The 16,346-nt window shown below is 60.3% G+C and carries 15 protein-coding genes; 7 read left to right on the top strand and 8 right to left on the bottom strand.

The features are described 5' to 3' along the window. Positions 1-21 precede the first annotated feature (21 nt). Positions 22-1,668 carry a malate dehydrogenase (quinone) gene (gene mqo / locus AACY07_RS14415; RefSeq protein ID WP_133077636.1) on the bottom strand — a complete coding sequence of 549 codons (1,647 nt, stop codon included), beginning with the start codon at positions 1,666-1,668 and terminating at the stop codon, positions 22-24. Positions 1,669-2,089: 421 nt separating this feature from the next. Here mqo and AACY07_RS14410 point away from each other — a divergent pair, with 421 nt between their 5' ends. Together AACY07_RS14410 and AACY07_RS14405 are read left to right on the top strand one after the other, a co-directional pair. After that, the gene (locus tag AACY07_RS14410; protein WP_133077635.1) at positions 2,090-2,461 is read left to right on the top strand and encodes a hypothetical protein; all 372 of its coding nucleotides are present in this window, start codon (positions 2,090-2,092) and stop codon (positions 2,459-2,461) included. Positions 2,462-2,464: 3 nt separating this feature from the next. Next, positions 2,465-2,647 (top strand): DUF1289 domain-containing protein, encoded by a 183-nt coding sequence (locus AACY07_RS14405; protein ID WP_048361010.1) that lies wholly within the window; start codon positions 2,465-2,467, stop codon positions 2,645-2,647. A gap of 4 nt (positions 2,648-2,651) precedes the next feature. Here the strand turns inward: AACY07_RS14405 and yghX are convergent, their stop codons facing one another. Further along, on the bottom strand, positions 2,652-3,536 hold the full coding sequence (yghX, locus tag AACY07_RS14400) for a YghX family hydrolase (RefSeq protein ID WP_339475552.1): 885 nt from the start codon (positions 3,534-3,536) through the stop codon (positions 2,652-2,654). Between the two features lie 160 nt (positions 3,537-3,696). On the opposite strand from yghX, the gene AACY07_RS14395 reads away from it, so the two are divergent. Continuing rightward, positions 3,697-4,167 (top strand): FAD/FMN-containing dehydrogenase, encoded by a 471-nt coding sequence (locus AACY07_RS14395; RefSeq protein WP_339475489.1) that lies wholly within the window; start codon positions 3,697-3,699, stop codon positions 4,165-4,167. A gap of 46 nt (positions 4,168-4,213) precedes the next feature. Here AACY07_RS14395 and AACY07_RS14390 read toward each other — a convergent pair whose 3' ends face one another. Next, a complete protein-coding gene (locus tag AACY07_RS14390; RefSeq protein WP_133077632.1) occupies positions 4,214-4,756 on the bottom strand; it encodes a helix-turn-helix domain-containing protein in 543 nt (180 codons plus the stop codon). A gap of 159 nt (positions 4,757-4,915) precedes the next feature. On the opposite strand from AACY07_RS14390, the gene AACY07_RS14385 reads away from it, so the two are divergent. The 4 genes from AACY07_RS14385 (at position 4,916) to AACY07_RS14370 (ending at position 9,222) form a co-directional block, all read left to right on the top strand. Beyond that, on the top strand, positions 4,916-5,698 hold the full coding sequence (locus AACY07_RS14385) for an aldolase (protein ID WP_339475485.1): 783 nt from the start codon (positions 4,916-4,918) through the stop codon (positions 5,696-5,698). A 26-nt stretch (positions 5,699-5,724) separates the two neighbouring features. Further along, complete coding sequence (locus AACY07_RS14380; protein ID WP_339475484.1) at positions 5,725-6,612, top strand: dihydrodipicolinate synthase family protein; 888 nt, start codon at positions 5,725-5,727, stop codon at positions 6,610-6,612. 303 nt (positions 6,613-6,915) lie between these two features. Further along, on the top strand, positions 6,916-7,731 hold the full coding sequence (gene aroE, locus AACY07_RS14375) for a shikimate dehydrogenase (RefSeq protein ID WP_339475481.1): 816 nt from the start codon (positions 6,916-6,918) through the stop codon (positions 7,729-7,731). A 60-nt stretch (positions 7,732-7,791) separates the two neighbouring features. Then, positions 7,792-9,222, top strand: a complete 1,431-nt coding sequence (locus tag AACY07_RS14370) for an MFS transporter (RefSeq protein ID WP_133077628.1) — start codon at positions 7,792-7,794, stop codon at positions 9,220-9,222. Between the two features lie 55 nt (positions 9,223-9,277). Here AACY07_RS14370 and AACY07_RS14365 read toward each other — a convergent pair whose 3' ends face one another. The 5 genes from AACY07_RS14365 to AACY07_RS14345 are packed head-to-tail and all read right to left on the bottom strand — an operon-like array spanning position 9,278 to position 16,335. Continuing rightward, positions 9,278-10,462 carry a type III PLP-dependent enzyme gene (locus AACY07_RS14365; protein WP_339475479.1) on the bottom strand — a complete coding sequence of 395 codons (1,185 nt, stop codon included), beginning with the start codon at positions 10,460-10,462 and terminating at the stop codon, positions 9,278-9,280. Continuing rightward, positions 10,459-12,234, bottom strand: a complete 1,776-nt coding sequence (locus AACY07_RS14360; RefSeq protein ID WP_339475477.1) for an IucA/IucC family protein — start codon at positions 12,232-12,234, stop codon at positions 10,459-10,461. The genes AACY07_RS14365 and AACY07_RS14360 overlap by 4 nt, the downstream gene beginning before the upstream one ends. After that, complete coding sequence (locus tag AACY07_RS14355; RefSeq protein WP_339475475.1) at positions 12,231-13,373, bottom strand: MFS transporter; 1,143 nt, start codon at positions 13,371-13,373, stop codon at positions 12,231-12,233. The genes AACY07_RS14360 and AACY07_RS14355 overlap by 4 nt, the downstream gene beginning before the upstream one ends. Further along, positions 13,358-15,139 carry an IucA/IucC family protein gene (locus tag AACY07_RS14350; protein ID WP_339475473.1) on the bottom strand — a complete coding sequence of 594 codons (1,782 nt, stop codon included), beginning with the start codon at positions 15,137-15,139 and terminating at the stop codon, positions 13,358-13,360. Before AACY07_RS14350 ends, AACY07_RS14355 begins: the two co-directional genes overlap by 16 nt. Next, entirely contained in the window at positions 15,136-16,335 is a 1,200-nt protein-coding gene (locus tag AACY07_RS14345; RefSeq protein ID WP_339475470.1) for an ATP-grasp domain-containing protein, read from the bottom strand. The genes AACY07_RS14350 and AACY07_RS14345 overlap by 4 nt, the downstream gene beginning before the upstream one ends. Between the last annotated feature and the right edge of the window lie 11 nt (positions 16,336-16,346).

Here is a 16,346-nt window from a genome sequence, read left to right as displayed (position 1 = left end):
TGTCGGGTGGGGCCGTTTTTTTTACAGCGCCATGTCAGCCGCTGGGTTGCTTGGCGCAGGCTTGGCCGGCGCGGCAGCAGGTGTTGCCGTGTGAGTTGCAGCCGGGATCGCCGGCGGCGGAGTCAATTGCAGGACTTCAGCCGTGTAGGCCCACTCTTGAGCAACGCGATCAGGATCACCGTTCAGCTTGGTGCCATAGCTCGGCACGATCTGGTGCAGCTTGGCTTGCCACTCTGGCGTCGCAACCTTGTCCTTGAACACGGTTTCGAGCACGGTCAGCATGATTGGCGCCGCGGTGGATGCACCAGGCGATGCGCCCAGCAGACCTGCGATGCTGCCATCTTTGGCGCTGACAATCTCGGTACCGAGTTTCAGCACGCCGCCTTTCTCTTCGTCACGCTTGATGATCTGAACACGCTGACCGGCCTGCCACAGGCGCCAGTCTTCAGATTTTGCGTTCGGGAAGTACTCTTTCAGCGCATTGAAGCGATCTTCATCAGACAACATCAGTTGGCCGGCCAGGTACTCAACCAGTGGGTACTGTTCGATGCCGACTTTGGTCATTGGCCAGATGTTGTGGGTCGTGGTGCTGGTCAGCAGGTCGAAGTACGAGCCTTCCTTCAGGAACTTGGTGGAGAAGGTCGCGAACGGGCCAAACAGGATTACGCGCTTGCCATCCAGTACGCGGGTGTCCAGGTGCGGAACCGACATCGGTGGTGCGCCAACCGAAGCTTTACCGTAGGCCTTGGCCAGGTGCTGCTGCGCAACGGTAGGGTTTTCGGTGACCAGGAACGAGCCGCCAACCGGGAAGCCTGCGTATTCCTTGGCTTCAGGAATGCCGGACTTCTGCAGCAGGTGCAGTGCACCGCCGCCTGCGCCGATGAATACGAACTTGGCATCAGTCTCGGTTTTAGTGCCGTCTTTCAGGTTTTTGTACACCACACGCCATGAACCATCTTCATTGCGCTTGATGTCTTCAACTTCGCTCGACAGTTTGAGCGAGAAGTTAGGCTTGGTTTGCAGGTAAGCCGTGAACTGGCGCGTGATTTCGCCGAAGTTTACGTCAGTACCGATAGGGGACCAGGTGGCCGCGACTTTTTGAGCCGGGTCACGCCCTTCCATCATCAGCGGAACCCACTTCTTGATCTGCACCGGGTCTTCGGAGTACTCCATGCCGGCGAACAGAGGGCTGGCCTGCAGGGCTTCGTAGCGCTTCTTCAGGAACTTGATGTTGTCATCGCCCCACACAAAGCTCATGTGCGGAGTGGAGTTGATGAACGAACGCGGATCTTTCAATACGCCGTTCTTGACCTGCCACGACCAGAACTGACGCGAAACCTGGAAAGCTTCATTGATTTCAATGGCTTTCGGGATTTCAACGTTGCCGTTCTTGTCTTCTGGCGTGTAGTTCAGCTCGGCCAGGGCAGAGTGGCCGGTACCGGCGTTGTTCCAGCCATTGGAGCTTTCGAGGGCAACGCCATCGAGACGCTCGATCATCTCCATGGACATGCCAGGCTCCAGCTCATTGAGCCAGACACCCAGAGTAGCGCTCATGATGCCGCCGCCAATCAGCAGTACATCCACGTGTTTAGGCTCGGCAGCGTGCACGGAGGTAATCCCCATGGTCAGCGCCAGGCCCAGTAGCCCCTTGTTCACTTTTTTAAACATGTTGTAGTACCTAAGATAAAACGCCATCTACCCGACACGCAGAGCATGAAATTCTTCGACTCACCACAGGCTTGTCGCCTGCAATCGAGCCGACCCTCAAACCTTGAACGGGCAGATATATAAGGCCTGTGCACGTTACAGACCTCACTTTATGCACCTTGGGCGCTGATCTCTTGTTGGTTTTGGCTTCAGCTACTTGGGTAACATTTTTTGTGCAGCACTTGCGGCTCCTTGATGTCCGACCTGCTCGCAGCTCCTTCCGGGGAACTGGTGTGGACACGACGATCCACTGCGGCCAGCCGACTAACCGCGTCATTCTACCTCAGGTGGCACTTTGGGCGAAGCGGCAGTCGTTGCAGTGGCCAAGCGCCCGTGTCAGGTATAATCGCGCTTTTGCTCCGCCCATCAACAGGATTCACCCATGTCTTTAAGCAAGCGCACCCAGGCACAGATCGAACGTCGCCTGATCACCACCCTGACCGAGGCCTGTGAAACAGCCAAAACACAGATCCCGGGGTTTGTCTGGCTGACTCACGTGGTCGACTACGAGGCCTTCCCGGCCAGCCTGAAAGTGGTCTGGGTATTCGACACGCAAGCCAGCAAAGACTTCGCCCTGGCAGATGGCGAGGCCAGCTTCATGGGTGAACTGACGGCCCGGGCATTGGCGGATGCCCAGGTGAAGGTACGCAATGGATCGGCCCACGTGTTTTTCGATTCCGAAGAAGAATGCCAGCGCAGCTGTGGTGGAAACTGGCCAAAACGCCTGGCCCAGAAGCAAACGGGGCGTGGCTGATCTGTGGCAAAAGACATTGAAAACCCGTGCATTGCAGTTTGTCAGTTAAGTGGCGAGCTCTGCGTGAGTTGCGGCCGTACCAAGGAAGACATCCGCAAGTGGCGGAGCATGAAGCGCCCGGAAAAAATGGCCGCCGTGCAACGCGCCAGCACGCGGCTCAAGAGTTTGCGCAAAAAGAACAGCTGAGCCCTTACGCCAGGTACTTGCCAAACCAGTCCAGCGTCCTGTTCCAGGCCAGCGTCGCCGCTGCTTCGTCGTAGCGCGGCGTCGAGTCGTTATGAAAGCCGTGATTGACCCCCGGGTAGATATGCGCCTCATAGCGTTTGCCGTTGGCCTTCAGCGCCTGCTCGAAGGCCGGCCAGCCTTCGTTGATTCGCGTATCCAGCCCGGCGTACTGCAGCATGAGCGGTGCCTTGATACGGCTGACCTCATCGGCTGCGGGCTGGCGTCCGTAAAACGACACCGCCGCCCCCAGTTCCGGGTAGGCCACTGCAGCCGCATTGGCCACCCCGCCGCCATAGCAGAACCCGGTAATCCCCACTTTGCCGGTACTGGCGTCGTGCTGCATCAGCCATTCCACCGCCGCAAAAAAGTCGTTCATCAACTTGGTCGGATCGACCGTTTGTTGCAGCGCCAGGCCTTGCGCGTCGTTGCCGGGATAGCCGCCCACTGACGTCAGGCCATCGGGCGCGAGGGCGATGTAGCCCGCTTTGCCCAAGCGCCTGGCCACATCTTCGATATACGGATTGAGCCCGCGATTCTCATGAACCACCACCACGGCGGGCAACTTGCCCTGCGCCTTGGCGGGGCGCACGAGATAGCCGCGAACCTGGCCGTTGCCCTTGGGCGAAGGGTACATGACGTACTCGGCCACGATATCCGGGTCGGTAAAAGAAACCTGTTCGGCGAGCGCGTAGTTGGGGCTCAGGGCCGTGAGCACGGAAAGCGCCGTCCCGCCGAGGGTGAACAACGCGGCACGATCCAGAAACTCGCGACGGTTGATCTTGCCATGGGCGTAGTAGTCATAAAGCTCAAGCAACTCAGGGGCAAAGTCTTTCGCGGTAAGACGAGTCATCATTGCACTTCCTATGGCCGGTTGCGTTTAACCATAGAGCAATTTGTAGCTAAATGCGTCTCAGAACTTTTACCTGATCCTGTGGGATACCATACGCGCCATGCCCGATGCATGTCGGGCTCCAACGCTTCGACTACACAACCTGAAGGGGTATCAAACGGTGAGAATTGCACTTGTGCTGCTGTTGAGCGCGCTGTCCATGCAGGCCTTCGCGGCGAATATCGGCGAGCGCCTGACGCCCTGGACCCTGCAGGACCAGCACGACCAGCCCTACACCCTGGACACGGAAACCCGGGTTCTACTGGTGGCGCGCAACATGGACGGTTCCAAACTGCTCAAGGCGGCCCTGGAAAACCAGGCCAAAGGCTATCTGGAAGCACGCCATGTAGTGTTCCTGGCCGATGTTCAGCGCATGCCTTCGCTGATCGGCAAGTTCATCGCCATTCCGGCCATGCGTGACTACAACTACCGTGTGGTCCTCGACCGCGACGGCACCATTGCCGCCAACTACCCGGGCGCCGAAGACAAGGTGCTGTGGCTGCAACTGGACAACGGCACCCTGGTTTCCCAGCAGGAATTTGCTACCGCTGACGAGTTGCGCGAGGCGCTGGAAAAACTGCCGGTTCAATGATTGTCCGGGGCTCCGCCATCACGGCTTCGGGCCCCTCCCCCCTGCCTCACTCTTGAGCGCTGTGCACCACCACCAGCAGTTGTGCCTGTTGCTCGCCCACCGAACGGATGCGGTGAGGTTTCTGCGCGTTGAAATGCAATGCATCCCCGCGATTGAGCAACACACGCTCGTTCATGAAGTCCACTTCGACCTGCCCTTCGTGAACAAACAAAAACTCCTCGCCCACGTGCTCCTTGAAGGCCTTGTCGATGAAGTCGGCCGGCGGGTAGATCATGAACGGCAGCATGCTGCGCTCACCCACCTGATGGGCCAGCACGGCATAACCCAGGCTCTGGTCATTGGCCGCCAACGATTGACGTTCATCGCTGCGCACCAGGCTGTAGCTGTCGAGCTGGACGTTTTCTTCGCTGAATAACTCTTCGACCTTCACATTCAGCGCTTTGGCCAGCTTCAGGGCCGCCGCAATCGACGGCGTATTAAGCCCGCGCTCGATTTTCGACAGATAGCTCTTGGTCATGCCGGATTTTTCAGCCAAGACCTCCAGGCTCATCCCTAGTTTTTTTCTTAGCAATTTCAATCGGATAGACATAAAAAACGGCCAGCTCACAAAAAAGGAAACGACTCATGCTTGCCAATGACACAATGTGTCATATAGGATCTTTCGTGTCATTTGCATTCACCCATACCCTCCCCAGAGATGAGTGAACGGCGCACTCGACGCTTATTGAACGCATCAGAGGACACCTTAATGGGTAAGACGCTAACACTCCCCAAGGACCAATTGGTCAAGCAAGCACTGCAGCAGATGCAACACACCCTGGCGGATAATACGTGGACTGACCGGCAAAAGCTGGCACTTACCTGCCGTATCTTGTTTGAAAACGGCCATGACTCAGGCCTGGCCGGGCAAATTACGGCTCGCGGCCCGCAACCCGGTACCTACTACACCCAACAGTTGGGGCTCGGTTTCGACGAAATCAGCGCGGGCAATCTACTGTTGGTCAACGAGGACCTGGAGGTGCTTGAAGGGCACGGCATGCCCAACCCGGCCAACCGTTTCCACAGTTGGGTGTACCGGGCCCGCCCGGACGTAAACTGCATCATTCACACCCACCCTACCCATGTCAGCGCGTTGTCGATGCTGGAAGTTGCGCTGCAGATTTCCCACATGGACCTGTGCCCGCTGTATGACGACTGCGGGTTTCTTGAAGGCTGGCCGGGTGTGCCGGTGGGCAATGAAGAAGGCGAACTGATTGCCGCTGCACTGGGCAACAAACGGGCGGTGCTGCTTTCCCATCACGGTCAGTTGTCGACCGGCGCCAGCATTGAGGAAGCCTGCGTGATTGCGCAGTTGATCGAGCGCGCCGCCAAGCTGCAATTGCTGGCCATGGCCGCCGGTGAAATCAAGCCGATCCAGCCTGAACTGGGCCGCGAAGCCCATGACTGGATTGCCAGGCCCAAACGCCACACCGCCGCCTTCAACTATTACGCGCGCCAGAACCTTCGTCGTCATGCCGATTGCCTCAACTGACCACCACTTCCCTCAAGGACATTGACATGTCGACACCTGATATCCACGGCATCATCGGCTATACCATCACCCCTTTTTCCGCTGACGGCGAACACCTGGACCTGGATGCCCTGGGGCAATCCATAGACCGCCTGATCGACAGCGGCGTACAGGCCATCGCGCCTCTGGGCAGCACCGGCGAGGGCGCCTACCTGAGTGACCTTGAATGGGACCAGGTGTGCGACTTCAGCATCCAGCACGTGGCCAAGCGGATCCCGACCGTGGTCAGCGTTTCCGATTTGACCACCGCCAAGGCCATACGTCGCGCGCGTTTTGCCCAGGCCCGGGGTGCCGATGTGGTCATGGTGCTCCCTGCGTCCTACTGGAAGCTCAGCGAAGCCGAAATCCTGGCCCACTACCAGGCCATCGGCAGCAGCATCGATTTGCCGATCATGCTCTATAACAACCCGGCCACCAGCGGCACGGACATGTCGCCCGAGCTGATCCTGCGGATCTTCAACGCCGTGGAGAACGTCACCATGGTCAAGGAAAGCACGGGAGACATCCAGCGCATGCATCGCTTGCAACTGCTGGGCGAGGGCCAGGTACCGTTTTACAACGGCTGCAATCCTCTGGCACTGGAAGCCTTTGCCGCAGGCGCAAAGGGCTGGTGTACCGCTGCCCCCAACTTGATTGCAGCACTCAACCTTGAGCTGTACGCAGCCGTTTTGGCCAATGACCTGACACAGGCGCGGGCGTTGTTTTACCGCCAGTTACCCCTGCTGGATTTCATCCTCAAGGGTGGCTTGCCGGCAACCATCAAGGCCGGTTTGCGCACCACCGGGCTGGAAGTCGGCAACCCGCGCTTGCCGGTATCGCCACTGGACGATGGCGCCTGCAAACAGCTTGAACGTCTGATCGCCGCCTTGAGCTGATGAGTCCGGTATTTTTCTGAGTTTATGTGGTGTCCGTTCGCAGCCTCGCTCCGCTCCTCAGCGACTACACCATCCTTGCGGCAGCCTTGTAGCCGCTGACGAGTAGCACGAGGCGGCGGCGACGAAAACTCTCACAGCACTTGCAGGGTTAATGGCACACAACATCCAACACCAGCGGCACCGCTCTTTTGGTGATCACGATCCGTGATCACGGCATCACCATATACGATTGGCACTCAAGGCCGGGAGGGGTTGAAAGTGGCGGCATTGCCCCACTCATAAATCCAATTCAAGGAGGCACCCATGCCCCAATCCCTGCCAACCCTGTGCGGTTCGATCATGGGGTCGCCGTTTTCCCTCTCCGCAAAAATCCACAACGCCGCCTACGCCGCGTTGGGCCTGGACTACACCTTTGTCTGCTTTGGCGTTGAAGACCCGGTGGCCGCCGTAGCGGCCATCCGGGCATTGGGCATACGTGGCATGAACGTGTCCATGCCTTACAAAACGGCGGTCATGGCACATCTGGATGTGATCGACGAGTCCGCCCAGGTGATTGGTGCGGTCAACACCATCAATAACATCGACGGTGTTCTCACCGGCTACAACACCGACTACCTGGGCGCTGTGCGCGCCCTGCAGGAAGTCTGCGAACTGAACAACAAGCGGATTGCCGTGATCGGTGCCGGTGGCGCTGCCCGGGCGGTGGTTTACGGCTGCCTGCAAGCCGCCGCGCAGGTCACGGTGTTTAACCGCAGCAGCGAGCGCGGCAAGGCACTGGCCGAGGATTTGGGTGCGCAATGGGGCGGCTGCGTCGATGCCTTTTCAGCCCGTGACTTCGACATCGTCATCAACGCAACGTCGGTGGGTTTCAAGCAACCGGACAGCAACCCGCTGGACGGCCTGCTGGCCAGCCACCTGATTGTCATGGACGTGGCGTTCATGCCCGTGCAGACCGCCCTGCTGCTGCAAGCCGCCGCGCTGGGCTGCACCACGATTTGCGGCACGCGCATGCTCGTGCACCAGGCCTGCCGGCAAATCGAGTTGTACACCGAACACGACGCTCCCATCGACATCATGGAGCAGGCCATGCTCCAGGAAATACAGAGACTGAAATTGTAAGCAACCCTGCTGCCTATCGATAACAAGATGCCGTAAAGGCACCTACCAGAAGGTACCAACATGACTCATGATCATTCTCCATCTGACATTGACCTGGTCCCCGAACCGCAAGCACACAAGAAAGACTTGCACCGCGCTGCCTGGGCCTGCTCCCTGGGCAGTGCTCTGGAATACTACGACTTTGCTCTCTACACCCTGGCCGCAGCACTGATTTTCGGACCGCTGTTCTTTCCTGAACAGACCCGCACCATGAGCCTGATTGCCAGTTTCGGCACTTACTTCCTGGGGTTTGCAATACGGCCTCTGGGTGGTGTTCTGTTCGGCATGATCGGAGACCGCGTAGGGCGCAAGTTCGTGCTCACGTCCACGGTGCTGCTGATGGGTGTTTCCAGCACCCTGATTGGCGCCCTGCCCACTTTTGAACAAGTGGGCTACCTGGCACCGGTACTGCTGGTGGTTCTGCGTCTGCTTCAAGGCCTTGGCGCGGGTGCCGAACAGGCAGGCGCAGCCGTCATGATGACCGAGTACGCCCCCGAAGGCAGACGCGGCTTCTATGCCGCCCTGCCGTTCCTGGGCATCCAGCTGGGCACCATTCTCGCGGCCCTGGTGTACTTCATGGTGATCAGCAGCAGTGACAACGTGCTGGAGAGCGGACTGTGGCGCATACCGTTTTTCAGCAGCGTGGTGATTGTTGCCCTGGGCCTGTACATGCGCTTGTCGCTCAAGGAGTCGCCGACATTTATCCGCCTCAAGGCACTCAAGCGCGTCTGTGACAACCCGCTTAAAAGTGCCATGAAACACTCCAGGCCCACCTTGCTGCTCGGCATTGGCCTGCGCCTGGGAGAGAACGGTGGATCTTCGATTTATCAGGCCCTGGCGGTGAGTTACATCGTTGGCGTGGTGGGTCTGCAAGGGCCGGTGGGCGTGCTGACATTGATCTGCGCCGCCAGCCTTGGCGCGCTGACGGTGCCGATTGCCGGCAAGCTCAGCGATCGCTTTGGTCGTGTGGTGGTCTACCGGGCCTTTGCCATGCTGCAACTGGTACTGGCCTTTCCGGTGTGGTGGGTGCTGAGTCAGGGCAACGTGGTGGCGAGCATCATTGCCATCTCCATCGCTCTGGGTATCGGTACATGGGGAATGTTCGGCACTCAGGCTGCGCTCATGCCCGAATTGTTTGGTTCGCGTCACCGCTATATGGGCGTATCGATCGCCAGGGAAGCTTCGGCCGTGATCGCCGGAGGCATCGCGCCACTGATTGGCGCAGGCCTGATAGCCCTGGTCGTGGCAAGCCACGATGGCGATGCCAGTGCCGGTATCGGCGCCTGGCTGCCGATTGCCTGCTACTTGTCGCTACTGACACTGATTACCCTGTACACCACCTTCAAGACCCCGGAAACCCTCAACCGCGATCTGGACGAGCCCCGTGATGCCTGGGAAATGATGCCCGCCCACAGCGTCACGAACGTGACACCGCTGCCCGTCGTGCCGTGATGTTCATCGGCTGCGGGAGCGAGCCTGCTCCCTCCCGCAGCCGTACTGCCCTGCTTCAACCCTCGATAAACACCTTCAGGGGTGGCTCGTGCATCAGGAAGTTCTGGTGCGAGATGTTCCAGGCATAAGCGCCCGCGAGGGTGAACACCAGCAAGTCACCTATCGCCAGGTGCGCCACTGGCTGCTGTCGGGCCAGCACGTCCTTGGGTGTACACAGCTGCCCCACCAGCGTGACCGTCTGATGGCTGATCTGTGCGGGCTGCGCACCTCGCACTACCGTGAACGGATGGTCGTGGCCTTGAGCCGCAGGCGTGCGGAAGTGATGGGTACCGCCGCGGCCTATGGCAAAGAACTCGCCGTGACTGCTTTTAATGTCCAGTACCTGCATGACGTAGTAGCCGCATGCAGCGCTGATAAAGCGGCCAATTTCGAACCGGATGCGGGTGGCACCCATGTCGAACTCATCGATCAGCCCCTGCAGGCCCTGACAGAACCTTGGCCAGTCGAACGACTGCGCCGGGTCCTGATAGTTGATGCCCATGCCTCCGCCGACATTCAGGATCGGCAGTTGCAGGTTGTGATCGGTACACAACTGGCGGAAGGTCAGGCAATAGCTGCGGATCAAATCCAGGTGCGCGTCGACATCCAGCTGGTGCGACAACAGATGAAAATGCAGCCCCTTGAGCGCCAGGGACGGCTCTTCAGCCAATACTTGAAGGGCCGTTGCGAGCCCCTCTTCATCCAGACCGAACGGCGTGGGTTTACCGCCCATGACCAGGCGACTGCGGGGTGCCTGGGCCAGCTTCAAATTCAACCGCAGCATCACCGGGGCCTGCACGCCGCGTTCGCGGGCGATACGTGCCAGGCTGCGCAGCTCAGTCACGCTCTCCACATGAAACGCCGATATCCGGTACTGCAGGGCGATATCCAGCTCACGATCGAGCTTGCCGGGGCCTCCAAAGATCAGCGGCTGGTCGGGGCACTGCTCATGCAGCCACGTCAGTTCGCCCCCCGAGGCCGCTTCAAAACCGTCGACCCAGGGCGCAAGGGTTTTCAGCACCCGGGCTTCCGGATTGGCCTTGGCGGCGTAGAACAATTCACAGTTTCGGGGCAGCACCTGACGCATGGCCTTTACGTGCCGTTCAAGGGCTGACAGATCGTAGACGTAGGCACACAACGGCGCGTCGTGCTCAGCCTTGAGCTGCTCGATGCAGTGGGTGACGGATGCAGGAAGGTTCATGCGCATTGACTCCTTTCAATAATTGCCAGCGGGCTGGGCAACTGGGTGTAACCGGCTTCACGATCAGCCCGCATCATCAGGCGTGTCATGAAGTTCTCCTTGCTCGGGAATGGCGCCCCGGCGCACAACTCACGCAGTTGCCGAGGGTGGCCAAGACACGCTGATTGCGCCTGCAGCAGCTCGCCGATACGTGCCCACAGCTGTTGCTCCAGCTCAGCACTGGCGTTGGCCAGATGGAACACCGCCTCACCCAGATTGTTCACCAGGGCGCAGTAGCCCACCCGTTGCCAGGCCTTTTGCGCGCTGTAATACACCGAGTTGCGGGTACGTTCATCCAGTGCACTCAGGCGTTCAACTGGCCAGATTTCCGGGACCAGCTTGGTGCCTTCAAGATCGCGGATCCACACCTGGCTTGGCAGCCCGTCCTCAGCGAAACCGATGACGGTGTTCTGCAAGTGCGGCTCCAGGGCCACACCCTGACGGAACAGGCAATACAGCACGCCGCCGAGCATCCGGGCGGCATAGGCATCCAGCCAGTTCAGCGTGGCGTGCTCCATGCTCAAACCGGAGCGGTCGGCATAGCGCTGTACCTGCTCACGGCACACGCTGCGACCTTGCTGGTCCCAGGTGAACAGGGCCATTGCCACCTGCGGCTGATAGCGCTCGCGGTCAGCGGCGCACAGGTTTTCCCGGTACACGATGCCGAAGCATTCAGTGACTTCCCGGGCCTGTTCAAGGGTGCCCAAAGCACTGAGGTCCAGGCTGGTGGCACTGGGTTCGGGCATCAGCCTGAAGCCCGGTTGCTGCGTCGCCAGCTCGTTCATGACAGGGCCGAGCAGCCGGGTCAGAGCGACGGCACTGTCCAGCTCATACCAGGCGTTCTTGCGCACGCAGTTGGTCAGCCGCACGTGCATCGAGAATTTCATGAAATACGGCAGCTGCGGATGATAGAGCGTGCGCACCGACGACGTCGGGTACATGGACTGGCCCAGAACGCCGAGGTAGGCAATCAGCCCCTGTTGCTGGGCCCGCTGAACCAGCGGATCGGCGAGAATGCGCGCGACTTCCCAGGGGTGGCATGGATAGGCGTCGTCGCGCCCCGACAGTTCGCGCAAGGTGCTGCGCGGGTCTTCGCCCTGATGCCTGATCAGCGCCGGATCGACCTTGAACCAGTGCAACTGAAAACGCGCACCGACTTCCGGCGAGCAGGCCAGCAAATCCTCATGGGAAATACCCTCGCGGCTCTTCGGGGTCGGGTGCAGTGCGTGGCCCCACAGCTGATGTTGCTCGGATGCCAGCAGGCTGTCGGCCACTTGATTGGCAGGACGGGAATGGCGCAGGAAGGTACGGGTGATCTGCAGGCTGTTGGCGACTTGCTGCAACATCTCGCCGACGCGCTCGGCGCCACTTAGCGGGGTACACAGCAGGCGTGCCAGTTCATGGGCGTCCAGCGGGCGCCAGCTCTGGTTATTGCCTTTGAAATAAGGGGCGCTGGTGTAGTGACAACGACCCAGCAGGCTGGCGCGGTCGATGCGTACAACCAACCGGCCGCCTGGCAGGCGAATGCTGATGCAACGGCCATTGCCCTGGCGCAGGCTCATCGGCAAGTCCTGTGCCTGATAGTCCAGGCTGGCTTCATTGCGTGGCAATGCGTATTCGCGCAAATAGCAATTGAGCAGGCACTCGATGGCATGTCGCTGCGCTTCGCCATCAAGGGCATGGTCATGCAGGGATACGGTGTGCAGCGATGGGGTATTGCTAGCGAACGTCATGCCGGAATCTCCCGGGAAGTCATCAATAGAGGTCGCGCCAGGACCATGGCCATCATGGCCGCCAGGCACGCAACAAGAAACGGAGAGGCAATGCCGCAGGTCTGGCTGACCACGGCGGCGGTGACGCCGGCAGCGGTTCCGGCCCATTTACCGCTGGAGTCGAACCAACCGAACAGGCGCCCTGCACTGCCCTGGCGGCTGCGCTGGCTCAGGCAGCGGTGCAACCCGACAAAACTGAGCAACATGCCCGCCCCGCTGAGCAGTCGCAGGGCGAATAAAGGCTCGGCCTGCACACTCCAGAACTGCAGTGCGTTACTGATTGCCAGCAGCGCCAGCCCCGGCAACAGCAGGTTGCCCTGATGCCTGTGTACCCAGGGCAAGGCCAGCAGGTACACCAGGTGCGGCAGGCTGTAGAGCACGCCGATCAAGGTGTCGCTGCCAATTCCCAATTGCTCGCCGAACGGCATGAAGTAGGGAAAGGTGACGACCATCGCGAAGCTGAATAAAAACTGCACCGCCAGCAACCGCGCCATATCGGGCGGCAGCTCGCCCAATACCTCGGTTTTTTTGCTGTCCAGGGCCCGTCCGGGTTTGTCGTTGGGCAATGCCAGCACCAGCACAAAGGCCAGCAGCGGCAACCAGGCCAGATAGCTGTAAAGGCTCAACCCCAGGCCTTTGGAGGTCATCAGCCCGAGCAAAATCGGACCACTGATCATCGCCAGGCGTGCCGAGTACTGCGTCCAGTTAAGGGCTCGGGATAGGTCGCCGCCCTTGAGCTGGGTCGACAGGTAGGCGTTGGACGCTGCCATCGCACCTCCGAAGGTGCCCTGGATGATCAACGCCAGGACGAACACGGTCAGGTTGGGACTGAAGCCTGCCAGCAGAAACCCCGCAAACAGCCCGGCATGAGCACGCAGCAACGACAGGCGACAGCCGTTGCGGTCGGCCCAGCGCCCCCAGATCGGCGCTGCCAGTGCGGTGCACAGTGTCGGCAATACAAACAGCACGCCAATGGCCCAGCCGGGGGTGTTGGGCGCCAGATCGGCGAGGATGCGCGGCAGGTACAGCGGAATACCCAATGCCGTAAAGGCCGACAGGAAATGCCCCAGCAGGACGCTGGTGATCAGACGGCGTTGCATGGCGCCTCCGCCAGCAGGAAGTTCGCCGCGCTGTAGCCATAGAACTTGTTGATGTCACTGGCACCGGAATGCGCCTTGCTGAACAGGCTGCCTGCGCTGAGCAGGTACTTGACCGGCAGCCTCGGGCTGTCGAGCAGCCACAGGCGTGCATCGTCACAGTTGATGCCTTCTGCTTCGAGCTGCTCCAGACAGTGCGTCAGACGCTGACGCAAGGCACCGTACAGGCTGGACCGGGTGGCCAGACCCGCGACCGCAATGGCCTCGACAATGGCCACGATGTTCAACTGCAAGGTGATGGTGCAGAACATCTCGGCCAAGGGCTGGGTGCTGTCGACCCGAATGCGCTCATCCAGCAGCGTCGTCGGCAGGTCGGCGAGATCCGGGCAGGCAGCAGCGAAGCGCAGAGGCCACAGGCGCGCGGCGTCGTTGTCCTTCATCAACAGACGCAATGGCTGACCTTCTTCGAAAATCAGCACGGCGTTCTGCTGATTGGCCTCCAGTGCGATGCCGTAGTGCAACCACAGCCTCAGATGGACCTGCAGCAGCAGGTCGAAATAATCGTTGAGCCAGTGGTGCAATGAACCTGCGTAGAAACCCTCGACCAGTTGTTCGAGAAACAGTCGCCCATCGGGTAGCGGACTGGCCAGCGCAGCGACAGGCACCAGCGTGGTGTTTTCCAGCCCCTCGGGGTAGCGGCGCACGATATAGGCCAGATGACGGTTCTGGTCGGCATGTCCGCCATGCTTTTCATCAACGTGCAGATACCGCGATGCCAGCGCCGTATCGCGCTCGGTCAAGGCCAGCAAGGTGGTTTGAAACCAGTGGCCGTCATACAGGGTGCTCGGTTTGATCAGGCGCAAATTGCGCGCCCCGAGGGTGCTGACCAGCAATGGCAACTTGATGTGCCACTGCGGTTGGTCGATGCACACCACCGTTCGCACGGACAGCGTGGGCTCTACCTGCATGGCGGTGCGTGGAGCCTTGAGCGTGCCTTCAGGCAAGCCATGGTGCTCAAGCTCGGCCCAGGTCAGCGGATGAACCGGCAACAGTGAATGGCTGTTGTGCAAGGTCGGTGACAGGCCGACCTCCTCGAAGTCCGGCCAGTGCGGCGGTTGCGGGCTGGTGAGGGTCAGCGCCTGGTTGGGAATTGCCAGCCAGTTGAGTTCGAAACGCGGTGCAAACTCCGGGGCGTAGCCTTTGAGCGCAGCCCCGTCGAAGCCGCTTTTGGCCCGCGCCGTGGGATAGAACGGGTGATCCAGATAGCTCGCCAGCTGGTCGATCTTCAGCAGCCGCCGGGACCAGTCCTTGAGTGCAATCACATGACCGAGCTCGGGTGCAAAGCGCAGGTAAGCCTGATTGCACAGGGTCCGATGTTCAGTGGCGCAATCCGCTTCTTTCAGATACGCCGCGAACAGCGTCAGGCTCTCTTCATCCAGCCCCTGGCTCAGATGCCCCAGCCAGAGCGGATAGCCGCGCTGGACCTCGACCGGTTGTTGCGACGAAACCTTGATCCAGGCGTCGCCTGTACCGATCCAGTCCTGCAACGGATAAGCCCTGACAACGGGCAGCCATAGCTCGTCGGCGCCCAAATGGGCGATACGCAGCCAGTGGGCGCCGGGCTGGTGATCCAGATAGGGGCTCAACGCTTCGGGCAGCGGGCCAACCTGCCCCTGGCTGACAACCCCGCGAATGTCTTCGCGCAGGCAACAATCGATGATGCGCCGGGTGATGAACCCCTGATCGGCGACCTCTTGTTGCAGGCTCATGCCACCACCCATTTCAGGTCATTCAGGGTCGAATTCAGTTGCGCATCGAGGCTGACATCATCCGGCGCGATCAGGCGCAGCACACCGACATAGTCCTTGTTGGAATGGCTGATGGTTACCGTATCCCCCGCATGCTGCAACGCCCGGTAATCACACCAGTGCCCTTCTCGCTCGACGTTGAAACTGGCGCTGGCCTGGTCCAGGCGCCCGCTGCGGTCGGCTACCAGGTAATGCACGGTGGCCTGGGCTTGCGCCGGTTGCGCAGCGCTCAGGGCGTGCCCCAAATGCACGGCAACAATACGATCGAACCACCCTTGCGGCAGCAGCCGGTCAAGCAGAAACTCCCGGCCATCCCCGATACTGCGATAGTTGATTTCAACCAGTACCGGGCCTTGGGCGGTCAGAATGAACTCGCTGTGGCACACGCCGAAATTGACCCCGAATGCAGCCACTTGTGCCAGCGCCGCAGAACGCTGCGCGCAACTGAGGTGGCCGTTCCAGCGTGCGGCGAGCTCCACAAAATGCGGCGGCGCAGAAAGGGTCACGTCGAAGCCGCCAATGGCTTGCAGATTACGCCCGTCGCCCAGGGTTTCGAGGGTGAACAGCGGCCCCTCCATGTAGGCTTCCAGCAACAGCGCCCGGTCCGGTTGCTGTTGCCAGAACTGCTCGCAGTAAGCGCTGAGTTCGGCCGCGTTGTGACAGAGCCTGACGTCCAGGCTGGCGACGCCTTCACGAGGCTTGGCGACCACTGGCCATGGCGCATCGCTCGGCACCCGGGCGTTCGATGTCAGTACCTGAAACCACGGTCCGGGCAAACCCAGCCGCTGCATGCGCTCGCGCATGGCTGCCTTGTTCTTCGCCGCATAACACAGTCGCCAGTCCTTGCCCGGGCATTCGAACGCCTCGGCCACCACTGCCGTTGCGGTTTGCAGGTGATCACTGTTGGAGAACACGGCAACCGGGCGAAGACCCTGGGCGTTGAGCGTCTCGATCACAGCCAGCGGATTGAACACATCACACTCGATAACGTGCAGTTGGTCCGGTGCAATGGGTGAAGTGGCGAGCAGGCGCCGGTGTTCCTGGGCGTGGTCAGTGATCACCACGATCGGCAGCCCGCGCGTGTGGGCTGCAGGCAAGAAACCCTCGAGAATGGCTGGATGTGCGACGTGGGCAAGGATGACGAATGGACGTTGCATGGCAGTTTCCT

This window comes from Pseudomonas sp. RL_5y_Pfl2_69, assembly GCF_963970465.1.
In the GTDB taxonomy this organism is placed as follows: Bacteria; Pseudomonadota; Gammaproteobacteria; order Pseudomonadales; family Pseudomonadaceae; genus Aquipseudomonas.
Note: the sequence above shows the minus strand (reverse complement) of the source record. Positions and strands in the feature narration are given on the sequence as shown.